At 58.2% G+C, this 16949-nt stretch carries 17 protein-coding genes; 1 reads left to right on the forward strand and 16 read right to left on the reverse strand.

Annotated elements, in window-relative coordinates:
• Positions 1–170: 170 nt before the first annotated feature.
• From lipB to leuS, 12 genes are all read right to left on the reverse strand, one after another.
• Entirely contained in the window at positions 171–821 is a 651-nt protein-coding gene (gene lipB, locus C1Y42_RS01370; protein WP_104092688.1) for a lipoyl(octanoyl) transferase LipB, read from the reverse strand.
• A 69-nt stretch (positions 822–890) separates the two neighbouring features.
• Positions 891–1154, reverse strand: a complete 264-nt coding sequence (gene ybeD, locus C1Y42_RS01375) for a DUF493 family protein YbeD (protein ID WP_010618866.1) — start codon at positions 1152–1154, stop codon at positions 891–893.
• A 93-nt stretch (positions 1155–1247) separates the two neighbouring features.
• A complete protein-coding gene (gene dacA / locus C1Y42_RS01380; protein WP_021508587.1) occupies positions 1248–2459 on the reverse strand; it encodes a D-alanyl-D-alanine carboxypeptidase DacA in 1212 nt (403 codons plus the stop codon).
• 118 nt (positions 2460–2577) lie between these two features.
• A complete protein-coding gene (gene rlpA / locus C1Y42_RS01385) occupies positions 2578–3678 on the reverse strand; it encodes an endolytic peptidoglycan transglycosylase RlpA (protein ID WP_104092689.1) in 1101 nt (366 codons plus the stop codon).
• 10 nt (positions 3679–3688) lie between these two features.
• The gene (mrdB, locus tag C1Y42_RS01390) at positions 3689–4801 is read right to left on the reverse strand and encodes a peptidoglycan glycosyltransferase MrdB (RefSeq protein ID WP_031279886.1); all 1113 of its coding nucleotides are present in this window, start codon (positions 4799–4801) and stop codon (positions 3689–3691) included.
• An 8-nt stretch (positions 4802–4809) separates the two neighbouring features.
• Positions 4810–6714 carry a peptidoglycan DD-transpeptidase MrdA gene (gene mrdA / locus C1Y42_RS01395; RefSeq protein WP_021508584.1) on the reverse strand — a complete coding sequence of 635 codons (1905 nt, stop codon included), beginning with the start codon at positions 6712–6714 and terminating at the stop codon, positions 4810–4812.
• 34 nt (positions 6715–6748) lie between these two features.
• The gene (rlmH, locus tag C1Y42_RS01400; protein ID WP_058757899.1) at positions 6749–7219 is read right to left on the reverse strand and encodes a 23S rRNA (pseudouridine(1915)-N(3))-methyltransferase RlmH; all 471 of its coding nucleotides are present in this window, start codon (positions 7217–7219) and stop codon (positions 6749–6751) included.
• Positions 7220–7222: 3 nt separating this feature from the next.
• Positions 7223–7540 carry a ribosome silencing factor gene (gene rsfS / locus C1Y42_RS01405; protein WP_021508582.1) on the reverse strand — a complete coding sequence of 106 codons (318 nt, stop codon included), beginning with the start codon at positions 7538–7540 and terminating at the stop codon, positions 7223–7225.
• 92 nt (positions 7541–7632) lie between these two features.
• The gene (nadD, locus tag C1Y42_RS01410) at positions 7633–8277 is read right to left on the reverse strand and encodes a nicotinate-nucleotide adenylyltransferase (protein ID WP_058769435.1); all 645 of its coding nucleotides are present in this window, start codon (positions 8275–8277) and stop codon (positions 7633–7635) included.
• A complete protein-coding gene (gene holA / locus C1Y42_RS01415; protein ID WP_021508580.1) occupies positions 8270–9301 on the reverse strand; it encodes a DNA polymerase III subunit delta in 1032 nt (343 codons plus the stop codon). Before holA ends, nadD begins: the two co-directional genes overlap by 8 nt.
• Complete coding sequence (lptE, locus tag C1Y42_RS01420; RefSeq protein WP_021508579.1) at positions 9298–9897, reverse strand: LPS assembly lipoprotein LptE; 600 nt, start codon at positions 9895–9897, stop codon at positions 9298–9300. Before lptE ends, holA begins: the two co-directional genes overlap by 4 nt.
• Positions 9898–9911: 14 nt before the next feature.
• A complete protein-coding gene (gene leuS, locus C1Y42_RS01425) occupies positions 9912–12494 on the reverse strand; it encodes a leucine--tRNA ligase (RefSeq protein ID WP_104092690.1) in 2583 nt (860 codons plus the stop codon).
• Between the two features lie 221 nt (positions 12495–12715).
• Here leuS and C1Y42_RS01430 point away from each other — a divergent pair, with 221 nt between their 5' ends.
• Complete coding sequence (locus C1Y42_RS01430) at positions 12716–13198, forward strand: zinc ribbon-containing protein (protein ID WP_021508577.1); 483 nt, start codon at positions 12716–12718, stop codon at positions 13196–13198.
• A 324-nt stretch (positions 13199–13522) separates the two neighbouring features.
• Here the strand turns inward: C1Y42_RS01430 and C1Y42_RS01435 are convergent, their stop codons facing one another.
• The 4 genes from C1Y42_RS01435 to C1Y42_RS01450 form a co-directional block, all read right to left on the reverse strand.
• Entirely contained in the window at positions 13523–14248 is a 726-nt protein-coding gene (locus C1Y42_RS01435; protein WP_058757895.1) for an amino acid ABC transporter ATP-binding protein, read from the reverse strand.
• The gene (gene gltK / locus C1Y42_RS01440; protein WP_021508575.1) at positions 14249–14926 is read right to left on the reverse strand and encodes a glutamate/aspartate ABC transporter permease GltK; all 678 of its coding nucleotides are present in this window, start codon (positions 14924–14926) and stop codon (positions 14249–14251) included. It abuts the gene before it with no gap.
• Positions 14926–15666, reverse strand: coding sequence for an amino acid ABC transporter permease (locus C1Y42_RS01445; RefSeq protein ID WP_021508574.1), 741 nt, complete (start codon positions 15664–15666; stop codon positions 14926–14928). Before C1Y42_RS01445 ends, gltK begins: the two co-directional genes overlap by 1 nt.
• A 161-nt stretch (positions 15667–15827) precedes the next feature.
• Complete coding sequence (locus tag C1Y42_RS01450; protein WP_104092691.1) at positions 15828–16721, reverse strand: amino acid ABC transporter substrate-binding protein; 894 nt, start codon at positions 16719–16721, stop codon at positions 15828–15830.
• Positions 16722–16949 lie beyond the last annotated feature (228 nt).

Below are 16949 nucleotides of genomic sequence, written 5' to 3' on the forward strand. Positions count from 1 at the left end.
GCAGGTTCCGGTCGGGATTGCGATTTGAAAGCTTCCTCACTCAAACTGAGAACCAGGCTTTCAACTTTATTTGAAAAAATTGCAAAAATTATATCATCTCGCCGGGGCAGAAGCAGCCGATAAGCCGTGGCGAAAGTTACAATTTTGTAAATGCGCACGTACGGTCAAGGTCAGCACGCGGCCTCATCATGCCATTCTGTGTCGCTAAAGCCGGTCAGGCGCGCGAAATGCTGCACCAGGCGCGGCTGCAAGTCTGCCGGCGTGACGCCGGGCTGGAAAGCGCTGATCTGCGTCATCTGCATGCCGGCATAGCCGCAGGGATTGATGCGCAGGAAGGGCGCCAGATCCATCGCAACATTGAGCGCCAGACCGTGAAACGAGCAGCCTTTACGGATGCGCAGGCCGAGCGAACAGATTTTCGCATCGTCAACGTATACGCCGGGCGCATCCGCACGTGCACGCGCACTGATGTCGTAATCAGCCAGCGTAGCGATGACCGTCTCTTCCAGTGCGGTGACCAGATCGCGCACGCCCAGCTTGCGGCGTTTAACGTCAATCAGTACATACATCACCTGCTGGCCCGGGCCGTGATAGGTTACCTGGCCGCCACGATCGCTCTGTACCACCGGAATATCGCCCGGCACCAGCACATGTTCGGCTTTGCCCGCCTGGCCCTGAGTAAACACCGCGGGGTGTTCCACCAGCCAGAGTTCATCGGCGGTGGCGCTGTCGCGCCGATCGGTAAAGTGATGCATGGCATCGGAGACGGGCTGCCAGTCGCGCTGGCCAAGCTGACGAACAAGAAGCGTATTAGCAGACAAAGCAGAAGTCCGGTAGCGAGTGGAGGGCAGAGTATAACGCTGGCAAAGCGGCCTTTACCAGCGTCAGCATTACAGCACCATGCGCACGATTTCGATGTTGCCCAGCTCTTCGTACAGGGTTTCCACCTGTTCGATGTGGGTGGCGTTAATGGTGATCGAAACCGAGTGATAATTGCCTTTGCTGCTGGGCTTCACGTCAGGGCTGTAGTCGCCGGGCGCATGACGCTGCACCACTTCAACCACTTGATCAACCAGCTCCGGTTGCGCCAGGCCCATCACTTTGTAGGTAAAAGGCGTCGGGAATTCGAGCAGTTCATTCAGTTTGGTTTTCATATTAACTCCGGTGCATAAAAAACAGGCTCCCGCCGAAGCGGGAGCAATATAGTAGCTTATCTGGGGACGGATTGGCGATTTTTCAAGCGCGCCTTAGCCGAACCAGTGATGGAACATCAGTTTGATGTAATCGATGATGCGGCTGAAGAAACCGCCTTCCTGCACTTCGTTCAGCACCACCAGCGGACGCTGTTCGATGGTTTTACCATCCAGCTGGAAGTTGATGCTGCCCACGACCTGGTTTTTCTGTAGCGGCGCGTGCAGTTCGGTGTTGTTCAGCACGTAACTGGCCTTGAGGTCTTTCATGCGGCCGCGCGGGATGGTCAGGTAGGCATCTTTTTCCACGCCGAGCTGCACGCGATCGCTGTTGCCAAACCATACCGGCTCAGACGCAAACTCTTTGCCCGCCTTCAGCGGTGCCACGGTTTCGAAGAAGCGGAAGCCCCAGGTCAGCAGCTTTTTACTTTCGGTTTCACGGCCTTTGAAGGTGTGACCGCCCATCACCGCCGAGATCAGACGCATCTGGCCTTCGGTCGCTGACGCCACCAGGTTATAGCCGGCGGCTTCGGTGTGGCCGGTTTTGATGCCGTCGACGTTCAGGCTGGTATCCCACAGCAGGCCGTTACGGTTCATCTGGCGGATGTTATTAAAGGTGAACTCTTTCTCTCTGTAGACCGCGTACTCATCCGGCACATCGCGAATCAGCGCCTGGCCAATCAGCGCCATGTCACGCGCCGTACTGTACTGACCGTCAGCATCAAGACCGTGCACGGTCTGGAAATGGGTATTTTTCAGGCCCAGCGCGCCCACGTAGTTATTCATCAGGTTAACGAACGCGTCCTGACTGCCGGCAACATAATCGGCCATCGCCACGCAAGCGTCGTTACCGGACTGCAGCACGATACCGCGCGTCAGCTGAGAGACCGGTACGCGATCGCCCGGCTTGAGGAACATCAGCGAGGAGCCTTTGAACACCGGATTGCCGGTTGCCCAGGCATCTTTACCGACGGTAACAATGTCATCCTGATGGATTTTGCCCGCTTTGACCGCCTGGCCGATGACGTAGCTGGTCATCATTTTGGTCAGACTGGCCGGGTCGCGGCGCGCGTCCGCGTTCTTTTCCGCCAGCACTTTGCCGGAGTTATAGTCGATCAGCACGTAAGCTTCGGCATCGATGTCCGGCACGCCCGGAATCATGGTTTTCAGATTAACATCATCTGCAAAGGCAACGTGGCTGAGGGAGAGAGCGACCAGTGATCCCACTGTCAGGCGTTTCAGAAAACGAGAAGGTTTCAGCGTATTCATGTTCAGGACTACAGCATCCGTGGGGTTAAGAGTGAAAAAAGTGCCTTACTATAGCAAAGCTGCCATCGTGCGACATCTGGCTTTATGCCTCAGTGTCAGCAGGCAAGGGCACGGCCCGTCACATTGACGGGCGGGCCGTGGTAATAAAGGAGCTGATCTGCGCTTCAGTGCTCAGACGCTGCTGCAGCGCCGCGGCCTGAGCCCGGCTGCTGAAACCGCCAAGCTGCACGCGGTAGACGTTGCCATTGGCTTCCACCGCGCCGGGTACACCAAAGCGCTGGCCAAGGCTGTCCGCCATCTGCCGGGCGCGTGCGGCGTCATTCAGGGCGCCAACCTGTACCACAAAACCGCTGCCGGCATGGGCGCTGGCGTTGTGGCTGGCCGGAGCCGGACTCGCTGCCGCAGCCGCAGCCGGTGCGGCAGGGCTGGCGACAACCGGTGTGGCCGGCGCGCTGCCTTCCAGTACGCCGCTGGCTAACGGCTGCGGTGCGCCGAGAAAGCCGCTGCTCTGCACCGGTGCGCCGATGTTGCCGTTGCTCTGCAGTGAACTGTTATCCACCGCGCGGACGTCCTGTGCGGCAGGGGCGGGCGCGCTGCTGGCGCCGGTCATCACCATGCCGCCGCTCAGGTCAGGCCGCGCCGGCAGCGCATAGCTCTGTTTGGCCACGGTGGTGCCGATGGTGCCCGGGCCGGACACCGAACCGTCCGGTGCTACTTTGATGTAATCCACCCGTACGCGGGTGTTATTGGAAATATTCAGGCGATCGCCCGCGGCGCGCGACAGGTCGATAATCCGGCCCGGCGTGTAAGGGCCGCGATCGTTGACGCGCACCACAATCTGCCGGCCGTTAGCCAGGTTGGTGACGCGCACGTAGCTTGGCAGCGGCAGGGTAGGGTGTGCGGCGCTTAACGCGTCCGGATCGTAGGTTTCACCCAGCGCGGTGCGGTTGCCCTGCGCTTCTTCACCGTACCAGGTTGCCAGACCAACTTCGCTGTAGTTGGACGGATCTTTAATCACCCGGTAGGTTTTGCCGTTGACGCTGTAGTCCTGGCTGGTAGAGGGATTGATCGGCTCATAGCGCGGCTCCACGCCGGGAATCTCCACCACCGGGCCATTATAGGCCGGCTGCGGCGGGGCCGTGTTCGTCTGCTGTTCCGGTGTGGAACAGGCAGCCAGTACCAGTGATGCCAGAGCAACCCCAAGCCAGTCCTTACGCATGTGCAGCCTCTTAAACGCTTTTAGATAACATTTTTCGATGAGTGTGGATCGACATCACGATGCCAAATCCGGCCATTAACACAATCAGCGCCGATCCGCCGTAGCTCACCAGCGGCAGCGGCACGCCAACCACCGGTAAGATACCACTAACCATGCCAATGTTAACGAAAACATACACAAACAGAATCAGCATCAGGCCGCCGGACATCACGCGACCAAAAGTGGTTTGCGCGCGTGCGGCAATCACCAGCCCGCGCATGATCAGCAGCAGATAAAGCACCAGCAGCAGCAGGACGCCCACCAGGCCGAGTTCTTCCGCCAGCACCGCGAAGATAAAGTCGGTGTGACGTTCGGGCAGAAACTCCAGCTGCGACTGGGTGCCATGCAGCCAGCCTTTGCCGCGCAGTCCGCCGGAGCCGATAGCAATCTTGGACTGAATAATGTGGTAGCCGGCACCAAGCGGATCGCTCTCCGGATCGAGCAGCATCATCACACGGTCGCGCTGATAATCGTGCATCAGGAAGAACCACAGAATCGGGATGAACGCCGCCACCAGCAGCACGGCCACGCCAATCAGCTTCCAGCTCATGCCCGAGAGGAACAGCACAAACAGGCCGGAGGCGGCGATCAGAATGGAGGTACCGAGGTCCGGCTGCGCCGCCACCAGCAGCGTCGGCATGAAAATCAGCACCAGCGCGATGCCGGTGTTTTTCAGCGTCGGCGGGCAGACATCGCGGTTGATGAAGCGTGCCACCATCAGCGGCACGGCGATTTTAGCGATTTCCGATGGCTGGAAGCGCACAAAACCGAGATCCAGCCAGCGCTGTGCCCCTTTACTGATGTGGCCGAAGGCATCGACCGCCACCAGCAAAATCACGCAGACAATGTAGAGGTAGGGCGCCCAGCTTTCATACACGCGCGGCGGCACCTGCGCCATCACCAGCATGATGATGGTGCCCATGGCAATCTGCCCGAGCTTGCGCTCCATCATGCCCGGATCCTGGCCGCTGGCGCTCCAGATAACAATGGCGCTGTAGGCCAGCAGGCTGATGATGATCAGCATAAACAGTGGGTCGATATGGATACGCGTCCAGATCGTTCTTTTCTGGGGACTATCGTTCATCGACATCGTTATTCACCTTCGTAGCCGGGCGGCATGGGTGCGGCTTCTGGCAGCACGGTATTGTTGTCGCCCAGCATTATGTGGTCGAGAATCTGGCGCATCACGGTGCCCACCGCCGGGCCGGCACCGCCGTTTTCCAGAATCATGGTGACGGCGACGCGCGGCTTGTCGTACGGCGCGAAGGCGGTCATCAGCTTATGGTCACGCAGCCGTTCGGCAATCTTGTGCGCGTTGTACGTCTCATTCTCTTTCAGGCCAAACACCTGTGCGGTACCGGATTTCGCCGCAATCTTGTACGGTGCATCGGCAAAGCTTTTATGCGCGGTGCCGTTGGCGCGGTTGGCCACGCCATACATCCCGTCTTTGGCGATCTCCCAGTAGCCGGAGTGAATGTCGCCAATCGGCGCATCCGGCGGCTGGCGATACGGCACCATGCTGTTGCCTTCACGGGTGGCGCGCAGCAGGTGCGGCACTTTGATCACGCCGTCGTTAATCAGGATCATCAGCGCTTTGTTCATCTGCACCGGCGTCGCTGTCCAGTAGCCCTGGCCGATACCGACCGGAATGGTATCGCCCTGATACCACGGCTTTTTAAAGCGTTTCATCTTCCATTCGCGCGTCGGCATGTTACCGGGACTCTCCTGCGGCAGGTCGATACCGGTACGGTGGCCGTAGCCGAATTTGGTCATCCACTCCGACAGGCGGTCGATGCCCATGTCATAGGCCACCTGATAGAAGAAGGTATCCGCTGACTCTTCCAGCGATTTAGTGACGTTGAGGCGACCGTGGCCCCATTTTTTCCAGTCGCGGTAGCGTTTTTCTGAGCCCGGCAGCTGCCACCAGCCCGGATCGAACAGGCTGGTATTACGGTTGATCACGCCGGCGCTGAGCGCTGAGACCGCCACATAAGGTTTAACCGTGGAAGCTGGCGGATACGATGCCTGCAGCGCACGGTTATACAGCGGGCGGTTCTCATCGCCGAGCAGCGCCTTATAATCTTTACTCGAAATACCATCGACAAACAGATTCGGATCGTAACTGGGTGTGGAGACCAGCGCGAGAATCTCACCGGTGCGCGGATCGCTCACCACCACGGCGGCGCGGCTGCCGGTCAGCAGGGTTTCGATGTACTGCTGTAGCTTGAGATCGATGGTTAACCAGATATCGCGTCCGGCCTGCGGTGACTGCTCATGCAGCTGACGGATCACGCGACCGCGGTTGTTGACTTCAACCTCTTCGTAACCGGTTTTGCCGTGCAGCACATCTTCGTAATAGTTTTCGATGCCGAGCTTACCGATGTCGTGGGTGGCTGCGTAATTCGGCCATTTGCCTTCTTCATCAAGGCGCTTGACGTCACGATCGTTGATTTTCGAGACGTAGCCCACCACGTGCGTCAGCGTCTGGCCGTAAGGGTAGTAGCGGCGCTGGTAGCCTTTCACTTCCACGCCCGGGAAACGGTACTGGTTCACTGCAAAGCGCGCGACCTGCACTTCATTCAGGCCGGTTTTGACCGGAATCGAGGTAAAGCGGCGCGAGCGCTTGCGCTCTTTTTCAAACGCATCGATATCGTCGTCGGTCAAATCCAGCACCGGCCGCAGATCCTGCAGCGTCTGCTTCAGGTCATCGACTTTTTCCGGCACCAGCTCGGCCTGGTAAATGGTGCGATTGAGCGCCAGCGGCACACCGTTGCGGTCATAGATGATGCCGCGGCTGGGGGCAACCGGCACCAGTTTGATGCGGTTTTCGTTTGAACGGGTGCTGTAGTCGTCGAAGCGCAGGATCTGCAGATGATACAGATTGACCACCAGCACGCTGGAGAGCAGCAGGATGCCGACAAAGGCCACCAGGGCGCGGCGGACAAACAGTTTCTGTTCGGCAGTGTAATCGCGAAAAGCGTTGCTCTGTAATTTCATCCGCTGCGTTTATTGTCTGGAGGTTGTCAGGCGTTTATTCACGGTGATAAGGGTGATTAGTGGTAATACTCCAGGCACGATACAGGCTTTCCGCCACCAGCACACGCACCAGCGGGTGCGGCAGCGTTAACGCGGACAGTGACCAGCTCTGCTCGGCTGCCGCTTTACACGCCGGCGCCAGGCCTTCCGGCCCACCAATCAGCAGGCTGACATCACGCCCGTCCAGCTTCCAGCGCTCTAACTGCTGCGCCAGCTGCGGCGTTTCCCACGGCTGTCCGGGAATATCCAGCGTCACAATGCGGTTGCCTTTGCCCACCGCCGCCAGCATCGCTTCACCCTCTTTTTCCAGAATGCGTTTGATGTCGGCGTTTTTGCCGCGTTTACCGGCCGGCACTTCAGTCAGCTCAAACGGCATATCTTTGGGAAAGCGACGCAGGTACTCCATGAAACCGGTCTGAACCCAGTCGGGCATTTTGGTGCCGACGGCGACAAGCTGCAGTTTCAACGTTTAGCTCCAGAGCTTTTCCAGCTCATACAGCTGGCGGCTCTCTTCCTGCATCACGTGCACGATCACTTCACCGAGATCGACCACAACCCAGTCAGCAGCCGCTTTGCCGTCGACGCCGAGCGGTTTCAGGCCAGCCGCGCGCGATTCCTGCATCACATGGTCAGCGATGGAGGAGACGTGACGGTTGGAGGTCCCGGTACAGATAATCATGCAATCGGTGATACTGGATTTGCCCTGCACATCAATCGCAACGATGTCCTGGCCTTTGAGATCATCAATCTTATCAATAACGAACTCTTGGAGTGCTTTGCCTTGCAAAAGGTTCCCCTTAAAAACAGGTGATTATGGGCAGGCTGAATGCCCCGGAAAACGCAGCCAAAAATGAAGCGGCGCAGTATAGCACGCGGCGATCAATCGCGATATAAGCCCGCGCGATCGATGTAGTCGATCACCGCCGCTGGCAGCAGATCGGCGCAGTCCTGGCCATGATGGCGGCGCTGGCGAATCTCAGTGGCAGAAATGTCGAACAGCGGCGTATCGGCCAGCCAGATGTGGCCTGCCGGCGCGCGATGCAGCTGCTGCACCTCATGCGCGCGGTGCGCATCCAGCCACTGCTGCATCTCTGGCGTAGCCATCTGCGCGGCGTAGCCTGGACGCTGACAGACCAGCAGGTGACACAGCGACAGCAACTCCTGCCAGCGATGCCATTTTCCTAACGTTAGCAGAGAATCCTGACCGATGATAAACCCGAGGGGCTGTTGTGCGCCGCGCTCGGCGCGCAGGGTTTCCAGCGTGTCCACCGTCCATGACGGCGTGGTGCGCGTCAGCTCGCGCGTGTCGATATCAAACAGCGGACGATCGGCAATGGCGCAGCGCAGCATCGCCACGCGCTGTTGTGCGCTGGCTTCCGGCTGTGGCCGGTGCGGCGGCACGTTGTTTGGCAGCAGCGTCACTTTTTGCAGGCCAACCTGCTGCGCCAGCGCGGTGACCGGACGCAGATGGCCGTAATGAATGGGATCGAAGGTGCCGCCAAACAGCGCGTAAAGGTCAGACATCAGTTAAACCCAGCGGAAAATCACGATGGCACAGCAGCAACGACAGCGTCTCCAGCTGCGGCCACAGATTCTGACCGTAGTCCTGCTTCATGGTCAGTTCGAGTTGAGCCAGCAGATGCACCGCTTGCTGCAGCCGTTGCGCATCCAGTCGCTGCAGCGCTTCAGTGAACAGGGCACGGCGGTTCTGCCAGATACGTTGTTGATCCATCAGCGTGCGCAGCGGCTGCTTCGCCTGCTGGCGTTGCAGCTGCAGTAGCGTCAGCAGATCGCGCTGCAGCGTGCGCAGCAGAATCACCACTTCGCTGTCCTCTTTTTGCAGCTGACGCAAAATGTGCAGCGCGCGTTTGCTCTTGCCGGCCAGCAGCGCATCAACCCAGTGAAACGGCGTGAAATGCGCGGCATCGTTCACCGCTTCTTCCACGCGGGGCAGCGTCAGTTTGCCGTCCGGCCACAGCAGCGACAGCCGCTCCAGCGCCTGGGCCAGCGCCAGCAGATTACCTTCATAACAGTAGCAGAGCAGCTGAATTGCCGCGTCATCAATACTCAGCTGCAGGGCTTTCGCGCGGGCGGCCACCCAGCGCGGCAGCTGCGCCTGTTCCGGCGTCTGGCACGGCACCAGCACCGCACTGGCGCTGAGCGCTTTGAACCAGGCGCTGTTTTCCTGCGCTTTGGTCAGCTTCGCCATCCGCAGCACCAGCATAATGTCGCTGTGCAGCAGCGCCGCCAGTTTCACCAGCTGTTCGGCGATGGCGGCGTTGGGGCCGTTTTCCGGCAGTTGCAGCGTCAGCGTCTGGCGCTGTGTGAACAGGCTCAGCGACTGACAGCTGGCGAAAATCGCCTCCCAGTCAGTCTGCGCATCAACGCTGACGGAAAAATGTTCGTCGAAGCCCTGCTGAGCGGCGGCAGCGCGGATGGCATCTGCGCTCTCCTGAATCAGCAGGGGTTCATTACCGGTGAGAAAATAACAGGCGCGCAGCCCCTCTCGAAGCTGCGCGCGCAGTTGTTCAGGATAGATCCTGATCATTGCAGACTGGTGGCTGACGAGGAGGGCACTTCCGGTGAGTCCGCGCCTGGCGCAATCACTTCAGGTTGCGGCAGCGTCTCTTTGTTGCTCTCCTGCGCGGCGTGTACCGTCAGCAGCTTACGTACCAGCTGCTCGGCGGCACGCTGACGCATCTCCTGCACGATCATATCCTGCTCGGCATCCTTCGCCAGCGCGGCGTTCGGGTTGTCGAAGAACGAACGGTATACCGTGGTGCTGATCGGATAAATGCCTTTACCCGGCAGCAACACCTGCGCGCTGACGGTCATTACCAGCGAGTATTCGGCGGTGGTGCCGCTGATGAATACCGACGCAGTATCGCGTCCCTGGCTCTCCGCGCCGAGACGCAGCGTCGGGTATTGCGCACTGGCCGCTTTGCTGTCTTCAACGATTTTGACATCGTTGATGCGCAGCTGCTGACGCACGGTGCGCGCCAGCGGGCCATACGGATCGCCGCTCTGGACGATCAGCGTTTTCATTTCCGGTGGCACCTGCGTGGTGCCGCGCGGATGAAAACCACAGCCGGCAGTGACCAGCACTGCCAGCAGGACAAACAGCCTGATAACGAGTTGTCGCACAGTTCCTCCTGAACTTAACCTACGACCAGGTTAAGCAGTTTGCCAGGGACATAAATCACTTTACGAAGGGTGACGCCATCCAGATATTTCGCCACCAGATGCTCCTGTGCCGCACGCGCCTGCACCTGCTCCTGCGTCGCATCCGGCGCTACGGTAATTTTACCACGCACTTTACCGTTGACCTGCACCACCACCAGCAGCGAATCCTCTACCATTGCCGCTTCATCGGCAACCGGCCAGCTGGCGTCGTCGATGCTGCCTTCGCCACCCAGTGCCTGCCACAGCACGTAGCTGGCGTGCGGGGTGAATGGATAGAGCAGGCGCGTTACGGCGACCAGCGCTTCCTGCATCAGGGCGCGATCCTGTTCGCTCTCCTGCGGCGCGCGCAGCAGTTTGTTCATCAGCTCCATGATCGCCGCAATAGCGGTGTTGAAGGTCTGACGACGGCCGATGTCATCCGCCACTTTGGCGATGGTTTTGTGCAGATCGCGACGCAGCGCTTTCTGCTCATCGTTGAGCGCGTTGACATCCAGCGCCACGGTCGCGCCTTTAGCCACGTGATCGTACGCCAGCTTCCACACGCGTTTCAGGAAGCGGTTAGCGCCTTCCACGCCTGACTCCTGCCACTCCAGCGTCATTTCCGCCGGGGAGGCAAACATCATGAACAGACGCACGGTATCTGCGCCGTAGCGCTCAACCATCAGCTGCGGGTCGATGCCGTTGTTTTTGGACTTCGACATTTTGCTCATGCCCGCGTAGATCACTTCGCGGCCCTGATTGTCGATGGCTTTGGTGATGCGGCCTTTTTCGTCGCGCTCGACGTTAACGTCAACCGGTGAAACCCAGTTGCGCTCGCCGTTGGCGCCGACGTAGTAGAAGGCGTCTGCCAGTACCATGCCCTGACACAGCAGGCGTTTGGCCGGCTCGTCAGAGTTGACCAGGCCCGCGTCGCGCAGCAGCTTGTGGTAGAAGCGGAAATACATCAGGTGCATGATGGCGTGTTCGATACCGCCCACATACTGATCGACCGGCAGCCAGTAGTTCGCTGCCGCCGGATCCAGCATGCCTTCGTTGTAGTTCGCACAGGTGTAACGCGCGTAGTACCACGATGATTCCATAAAGGTGTCGAAGGTGTCGGTTTCACGCAGCGCCGGCTGACCGTTGACGGTGGTTTTCGCCCACTCCGGATCGGCTTTGATTGGGCTGGTGATACCGTCCATGACCACGTCTTCCGGCAGAATTACCGGCAGCTGATCTTCTGGCGTTGGCATTACGGTGCCATCTTCCAGCGTCACCATCGGAATTGGCGCACCCCAGTAGCGCTGGCGTGACACACCCCAGTCGCGCAGGCGATAGTTTACTTTACGCACGCCGACGCCTTTGGCGGCCAGCGCATCGGCGATGGCGTTGAAGCCGGCGTCGTGGTCCAGACCGTCAAACTCGCCGGAGTTGAACAGCGTGCCTTTTTCGGTCATCGCCGCGGCGCTGACATCCGGCTCGGTACCGTCGAGGTTGAGCACCACCGGCTTGATGTTGAGATCGTATTTGGTGGCGAATTCCCAGTCGCGCTGGTCATGACCCGGTACGGCCATCACGGCACCGGTGCCGTACTCCATCAGCACGAAGTTAGCGACCCAGACCGGAATCTCTTCGCCCGTCAGCGGATGGATAGCGTGCAGGCCGGTGGCCATGCCTTTCTTCTCCATCGTGGCCATGTCCGCTTCGGCGACTTTGGTGTTGCTGCATTCAGCAATGAAGTCAGCCAGCGCCGGGTTGTTGACGGCAGCCTGACGCGCCAGAGGATGACCGGCTGCCACGGCGACATAAGTTGCCCCCATGAAGGTGTCCGGACGGGTGGTGTAAACCGTGACTTTTTCCGCGCTGTTGGCCACGTCAAAGGTGATCTCCACACCTTCAGAACGGCCAATCCAGTTGCGCTGCATGGTCTTGACCTGCTCCGGCCAGTCTTCCAGCTTATCGAGGTCGTTGAGCAGCTCTTCGGCGTAATCGGTGATTTTCACGAACCACTGCGGGATCTCTTTGCGTTCGACTTTGGTGTCGCAGCGCCAGCAGCAGCCATCGATCACCTGTTCGTTCGCCAGTACGGTCTGGTCGTTCGGGCACCAGTTGACTGCGGAGGTTTTTTTGTAGACCAGACCTTTTTCGTACAGTTTGGTGAAGAACCACTGTTCCCAGCGGTAATACTCAGGCTGACAGGTCGCCAGTTCGCGACTCCAGTCATAGCCGAAGCCCAGCAGTTTCAGCTGGTTTTTCATGTATTCGATGTTGTCGTAGGTCCAGGGTGCTGGCGCAGTGTTGTTTTTCACCGCCGCCCCTTCGGCGGGCAGGCCAAAGGCATCCCAGCCAATCGGCTGCAGGACGTTTTTGCCCAGCATGCGCTGGTAGCGCGCAATCACATCGCCAATGGTGTAGTTACGCACGTGGCCCATGTGCAGGCGGCCAGAAGGATAGGGCAGCATAGACAGGCAATAGTATTTCTCTTTGCCTTCCTGCTCGGTCACTTTGAAGGTTTCGTTTTCGTCCCAGTGCTGCTGGACGCGGGATTCTATCTCTTCCGGGCGGTATTGCTCTTGCATGGCTGCCTGTGGTCCTTGTGAAATCGTTTTTTAAACACTTTTGATCCGCATAGCATACCCATAAGGCCGCCCCTCAACAACAATTGACGCCCTCCGGCGGCGTGATTTGTGCGGAATGCGCCAGCGCTTTCACCCTTTTGCGATTTCCTCTGCGCTAAGCGCAGCAAATATGGCAAAGCGGCTAAACTTAACTCAGCATCCGCAGCGGAAAGGAGAACAAAATGAATAATGTGGCGCAGGAGTATCGTGCAACCGTAGCAGCATTAACCCAGCGGCTGGAGCGTGGCGAGCGTGATGTCGACGCACTGGTCGCCGAGGCGCGTAGTGCGCTGCTGCAGAAACAGACGCTGACCACCGCCGAAGTCGACGAGGTCATGCGCGCGGTGCGGCGCGATTTGCACGAGTTCGCGCTCAGCTATCAGGAGTCCAGCGAAGCGCTCGGCGATTCAGTGTTTCTGCGGGTGATTCGTGAAAGCCTGTGGAAAGAGCTGGCCGATATCACCGATAAGAGCCAGCTGGAGTGGCGCGAAGTGTTTCAGGATCTGCGGCATCACGGCGTGTATCAGAGCGGCGAAGTGGTGGGGCTGGGCAATCTGGTGTGTGAAAAGTGCGGCTTTACCCGGGCGATTTACACCCCGGAGAGCCTGACGCGCTGCCCGGAATGCGGCCACGATCAGTTCCAGCGTCAGCCGTTTGAGCCCTGAATTATCACCGTGCTATGAAGCAAAAAAAGTATTGCTGCTGAAGGCGTGCGGACTGTCAGAAGGGAACCTGAACACGCCCGGATCGGCAAAACCCGCATCCCTGCGTGCCTCGACACGCGGCATCCCTGCCGCGTGACGTCCGGCTTAGTTCAGGATCCCTTCTGCCGTAAAAAACAGGTGCGGCGGTATGCGCGCATTTAGTTACCGCGATGATGAAGCTTAATGGTGCGCATCACAGCAGCAATATATCGATTTTGGTGAAGGGCAGGAGGGGCAAGATAAGCCCTGACGCTGGCGGTCCGTGGACCGCCAGAATGGTGAGTATCAGTGCAGGATCTTCGCGAGGAAGTCTTTGGCACGGTCGGACTGCGGATTGCTGAAGAAGTCATCCTTGTTGGTGTCTTCAACAATCTTCCCTTCATCCATGAAAATGACGCGATTCGCTACTTTGCGCGCAAAGCCCATCTCGTGCGTCACCACCATCATCGTCATGCCTTCGTTGGCTAACTCCACCATGACGTCCAGCACTTCGTTGATCATCTCCGGATCCAGCGCGGAAGTCGGTTCATCGAACAGCATGGCGATAGGATCCATGCACAGCGCACGGGCGATGGCGACGCGCTGCTGCTGACCGCCAGACAGCTGACCAGGGAATTTCTCCGCATGCGCCGCCAGACCCACGCGCTTCAGCAGGGCAAGGCCCTTATCGCGCGCGGCAGTTTTGTCGCGCTTCAGCACTTTCACCTGTGCCAGCACCAGGTTATCAATGATGCTGAGATGCGGGAACAGTTCGAAGTGCTGGAACACCATGCCCACTTTACTGCGCAGTTGGGCGAGATTGGTTTTTTTGTTGTTCACCTCGGTACCGTTCACCTGAATGCTACCCTGCTGCACAGGCTCCAGCCCGTTCACCGTTTTAATCAGCGTCGATTTACCCGAGCCGGACGGTCCGCAGACCACCACTACTTCACCTTTCTTCACTTCGGTGGAGCAGTCGGTCAGCACCTGAAAGTGCCCATACCACTTAGAAACATTTTTCAGGCTAATCATTTAAACCGTCCTTTTTCTTTTGAGATAACTCACCAACAGCGAAGCGCTCAGGCTGATCACGAAGTAGACCAGACCGGCAAACAGAACCATTTCTACCTGGGTACCGTCACGTTCACCGATGGTGGACGCGGTGCGGAAGAAGTCCGCCAGGCTTAACACATACACCAGCGAGGTGTCCTGGAACAGCACGATGCCCTGCGTCAGCAGCAGCGGCACCATGGCGCGGAACGCCTGCGGCAGGATGATCAGCTTCATCGACTGCCACTGCGTCATACCCAGCGCCAGCGCCGCGTTGGACTGGCCGCGCGAGATGCTCTGGATACCGGCGCGGATAATCTCCGAATAGTAAGCGGCTTCAAACAGCGCAAACGCCACCATGGCGGAGATCAGGCGGATATCGGTTTTTGGCGACAGCCCAAGCACCTGCTGCAGGAAGCTGGGAACCACCAGATAGAACCACAGCAGCACCATCACCAGCGGTACCGAGCGGAACAGGTTCACGTACAGTTTGGCGAACCAGCGGATCGGGGCGAACGCGGACAAACGCATCACCGCCAGAATAGTGCCCCAGATAATGCCAAACACCACCGCCACCGCCGTGATTTTCAGCGTAATGATCATGCCGTTCAGCAGATAGGGCAGGCTGGGCGGAATCGAACTCCAGTCAAAATCGTACATTATTTGCCTCCCAGGTTGCCGGGCAGGCGGATTTTGCGTTCTACCAGACTCATAATCAGCATGATCACCAGGTTAATACCAACGTAGGCCAGGGTGATAGCGGTGAAAGATTCATAGGCATGCGCCGAGTAATCCAGCAGCTTGCCCGCCTGCGCCGCCAGGTCGACCAGACCGATGGTAGAGGCGATGGCGGAGTTCTTCACCAGGTTAAGCATTTCCGAGGTCATCGGCGGCACAATCACGCGATAGGCGTTAGGCAGCAGCACGTAGCGGTAGGTCTGCGGCAGCGTCAGGCCCATCGCCAGACCGGCGTTTTTCTGGCCGCGCGGCAGCGACTGAATCGCGGCGCGCACCTGCTCACACACGCGTGCGGCGGTGAACAGACCGAGACAGATGGTTGAAGAGAGGAAAAACTGGATGTTCGGGTCCAGTTCAGCCTTAAACCACATGCCGAGCTTCTCCCCGACCAGTTCTGGCGCCACCAGATACCAGAAGAAGAACTGCACGATCAGCGGGATATTACGAAACAGCTCCACGTAGCAGGTGCCAATCGTGGACAGCCAGCGATTAGGCACGGTACGCAGAATGCCAAAGAAGGAACCTACCAGGAAGGCGATAATCCAGGCGCAGCAGGAGACCGCGACGGTCACCTGAAATCCGGACCACAGCCAGCCGAGGTAAGTCGTATTGCCGAACGGAGCCTGCTGTAAAAAGATGCCCCAGTTCCAATCGATACCCATAACGAGCTCCGGTAAAAAAAGGGTAGCGAGGCTACCCATAAGATTGTTGAGCGGTGTCTTGTGTCCTGCTTCAGGGGAACGGCCTGTTACAGTCTGTCTGTCCGCACCGCGTGTTCAGCAATCGAGAGGGCAGCAGTGCCGCCCTTGTTTTCATTGTTAATTCAGAGTGCTTTGTCGTTCGGTGCTTTAAACAGCGCCTGCATGTCAGAAGACAGCTCGAAGTTCAGGTTCAGGTTCTTCGGCGGAATTGGCTGTTTGAACCAGGTATCGAACCATTTGGTGGCTTCACCCGACGTCTGCGCTTTGGCGATGGTGTCATCCATCAGCTGTTTAAATGGCGCATCGTCTTTACGCAGCATGCAGCCGTAGGCTTCTTTGGACTGCGGTGTGCCAGTGATTTCCCAGTTATCCGGTTTCTTCGCCTTAGCACGTTCACCGGCCAGCAGCGCGTCATCCATCATGAAAGCCACTGCGCGACCGGTTTCCAGCGTGCGGAACGAGTCACCGTGATCTTTCGCGCTGATGATGCGCATATCCATTTTCTTCTCGTCATTCAGCTTGCGCAGCAGAATCTCAGAGGTGGTGCCCGAGGTGACGACCACGGTTTTGCCTTTCAGATCGGCGAAGTCTTTGATGTCGCCACCTTTCTTCACCAGCAGACGCGTACCGATGATGAAGATGGTGTCAGAGAACGCCGCCTGCTGCTGACGCTCTACGTTGTTGGTGGTCGAGCCACACTCGAAATCGTAGGTGCCGTTTTGCAGCAGTGGAATACGGTTTTGCGAGGTGATCGGCAGCATTTTGACCTGCAGATCCGGCTTATTCAGTTTCGCTTTGATGGCGGCAACAATGGCGTTGGAGTAGTCCTGCGAATAGCCCACCACTTTCTGCTGGTTGTCGTAGTAAGAAAAGGGAACGGATGACTCACGGTGCCCCACGACAATCACGCCACTATCATTGATTTTTTTCAGGGTGCCGGTGAGATCTTCCGCCTGGGCCGCGCCCGCTGCTGTGCCCAACAGCAGAAGCGATAATGCCACTTTGCGAATCTGCATGTTCCTACTCCTTCGTGTGAATGTTGCGCAGAACATAAACTGCGCAGATTGTGATGTTGTGTGTATTTCCTGCTGCTTTTATAATTATCCCTTAGCGCAACTGCGCGCAGGATAGTGATTAACATAGCGAATTGTTAACGTAATGAAACAAAAAAGTTCGTTTTTTGCGAGCCGCTCCGCACCAATAAGAGGCAAAAAACGGCCTCTGCGCCAATTAAGTGCGCTTCG

Origin of the sequence: Pantoea sp. ICBG 985 (assembly GCF_002928365.1) — a bacterium.
Lineage (GTDB): Bacteria > Pseudomonadota > Gammaproteobacteria > Enterobacterales > Enterobacteriaceae > Pantoea > Pantoea dispersa.

Coding starts and splice junctions, on each gene's coding strand:
- C1Y42_RS01450 (WP_104092691.1), bottom strand. CDS start 16,721: ATGCAGATTCGCAAAGTGGCATTATCGCTTCTGCTGTTGGGCACAGCA.
- nadD (WP_058769435.1), bottom strand. CDS start 8,277: ATGTCTGACCTTTACGCGCTGTTTGGCGGCACCTTCGATCCCATTCAT.
- C1Y42_RS01435 (WP_058757895.1), bottom strand. CDS start 14,248: ATGATTAGCCTGAAAAATGTTTCTAAGTGGTATGGGCACTTTCAGGTG.
- leuS (WP_104092690.1), bottom strand. CDS start 12,494: ATGCAAGAGCAATACCGCCCGGAAGAGATAGAATCCCGCGTCCAGCAG.
- ybeD (WP_010618866.1), bottom strand. CDS start 1,154: ATGAAAACCAAACTGAATGAACTGCTCGAATTCCCGACGCCTTTTACC.
- mrdA (WP_021508584.1), bottom strand. CDS start 6,714: ATGAAATTACAGAGCAACGCTTTTCGCGATTACACTGCCGAACAGAAA.
- gltK (WP_021508575.1), bottom strand. CDS start 14,926: ATGTACGATTTTGACTGGAGTTCGATTCCGCCCAGCCTGCCCTATCTG.
- dacA (WP_021508587.1), bottom strand. CDS start 2,459: ATGAATACGCTGAAACCTTCTCGTTTTCTGAAACGCCTGACAGTGGGA.
- holA (WP_021508580.1), bottom strand. CDS start 9,301: ATGATCAGGATCTATCCTGAACAACTGCGCGCGCAGCTTCGAGAGGGG.
- rlpA (WP_104092689.1), bottom strand. CDS start 3,678: ATGCGTAAGGACTGGCTTGGGGTTGCTCTGGCATCACTGGTACTGGCT.
- C1Y42_RS01430 (WP_021508577.1), top strand. CDS start 12,716: ATGAATAATGTGGCGCAGGAGTATCGTGCAACCGTAGCAGCATTAACC.
- C1Y42_RS01445 (WP_021508574.1), bottom strand. CDS start 15,666: ATGGGTATCGATTGGAACTGGGGCATCTTTTTACAGCAGGCTCCGTTC.
- mrdB (WP_031279886.1), bottom strand. CDS start 4,801: ATGAACGATAGTCCCCAGAAAAGAACGATCTGGACGCGTATCCATATC.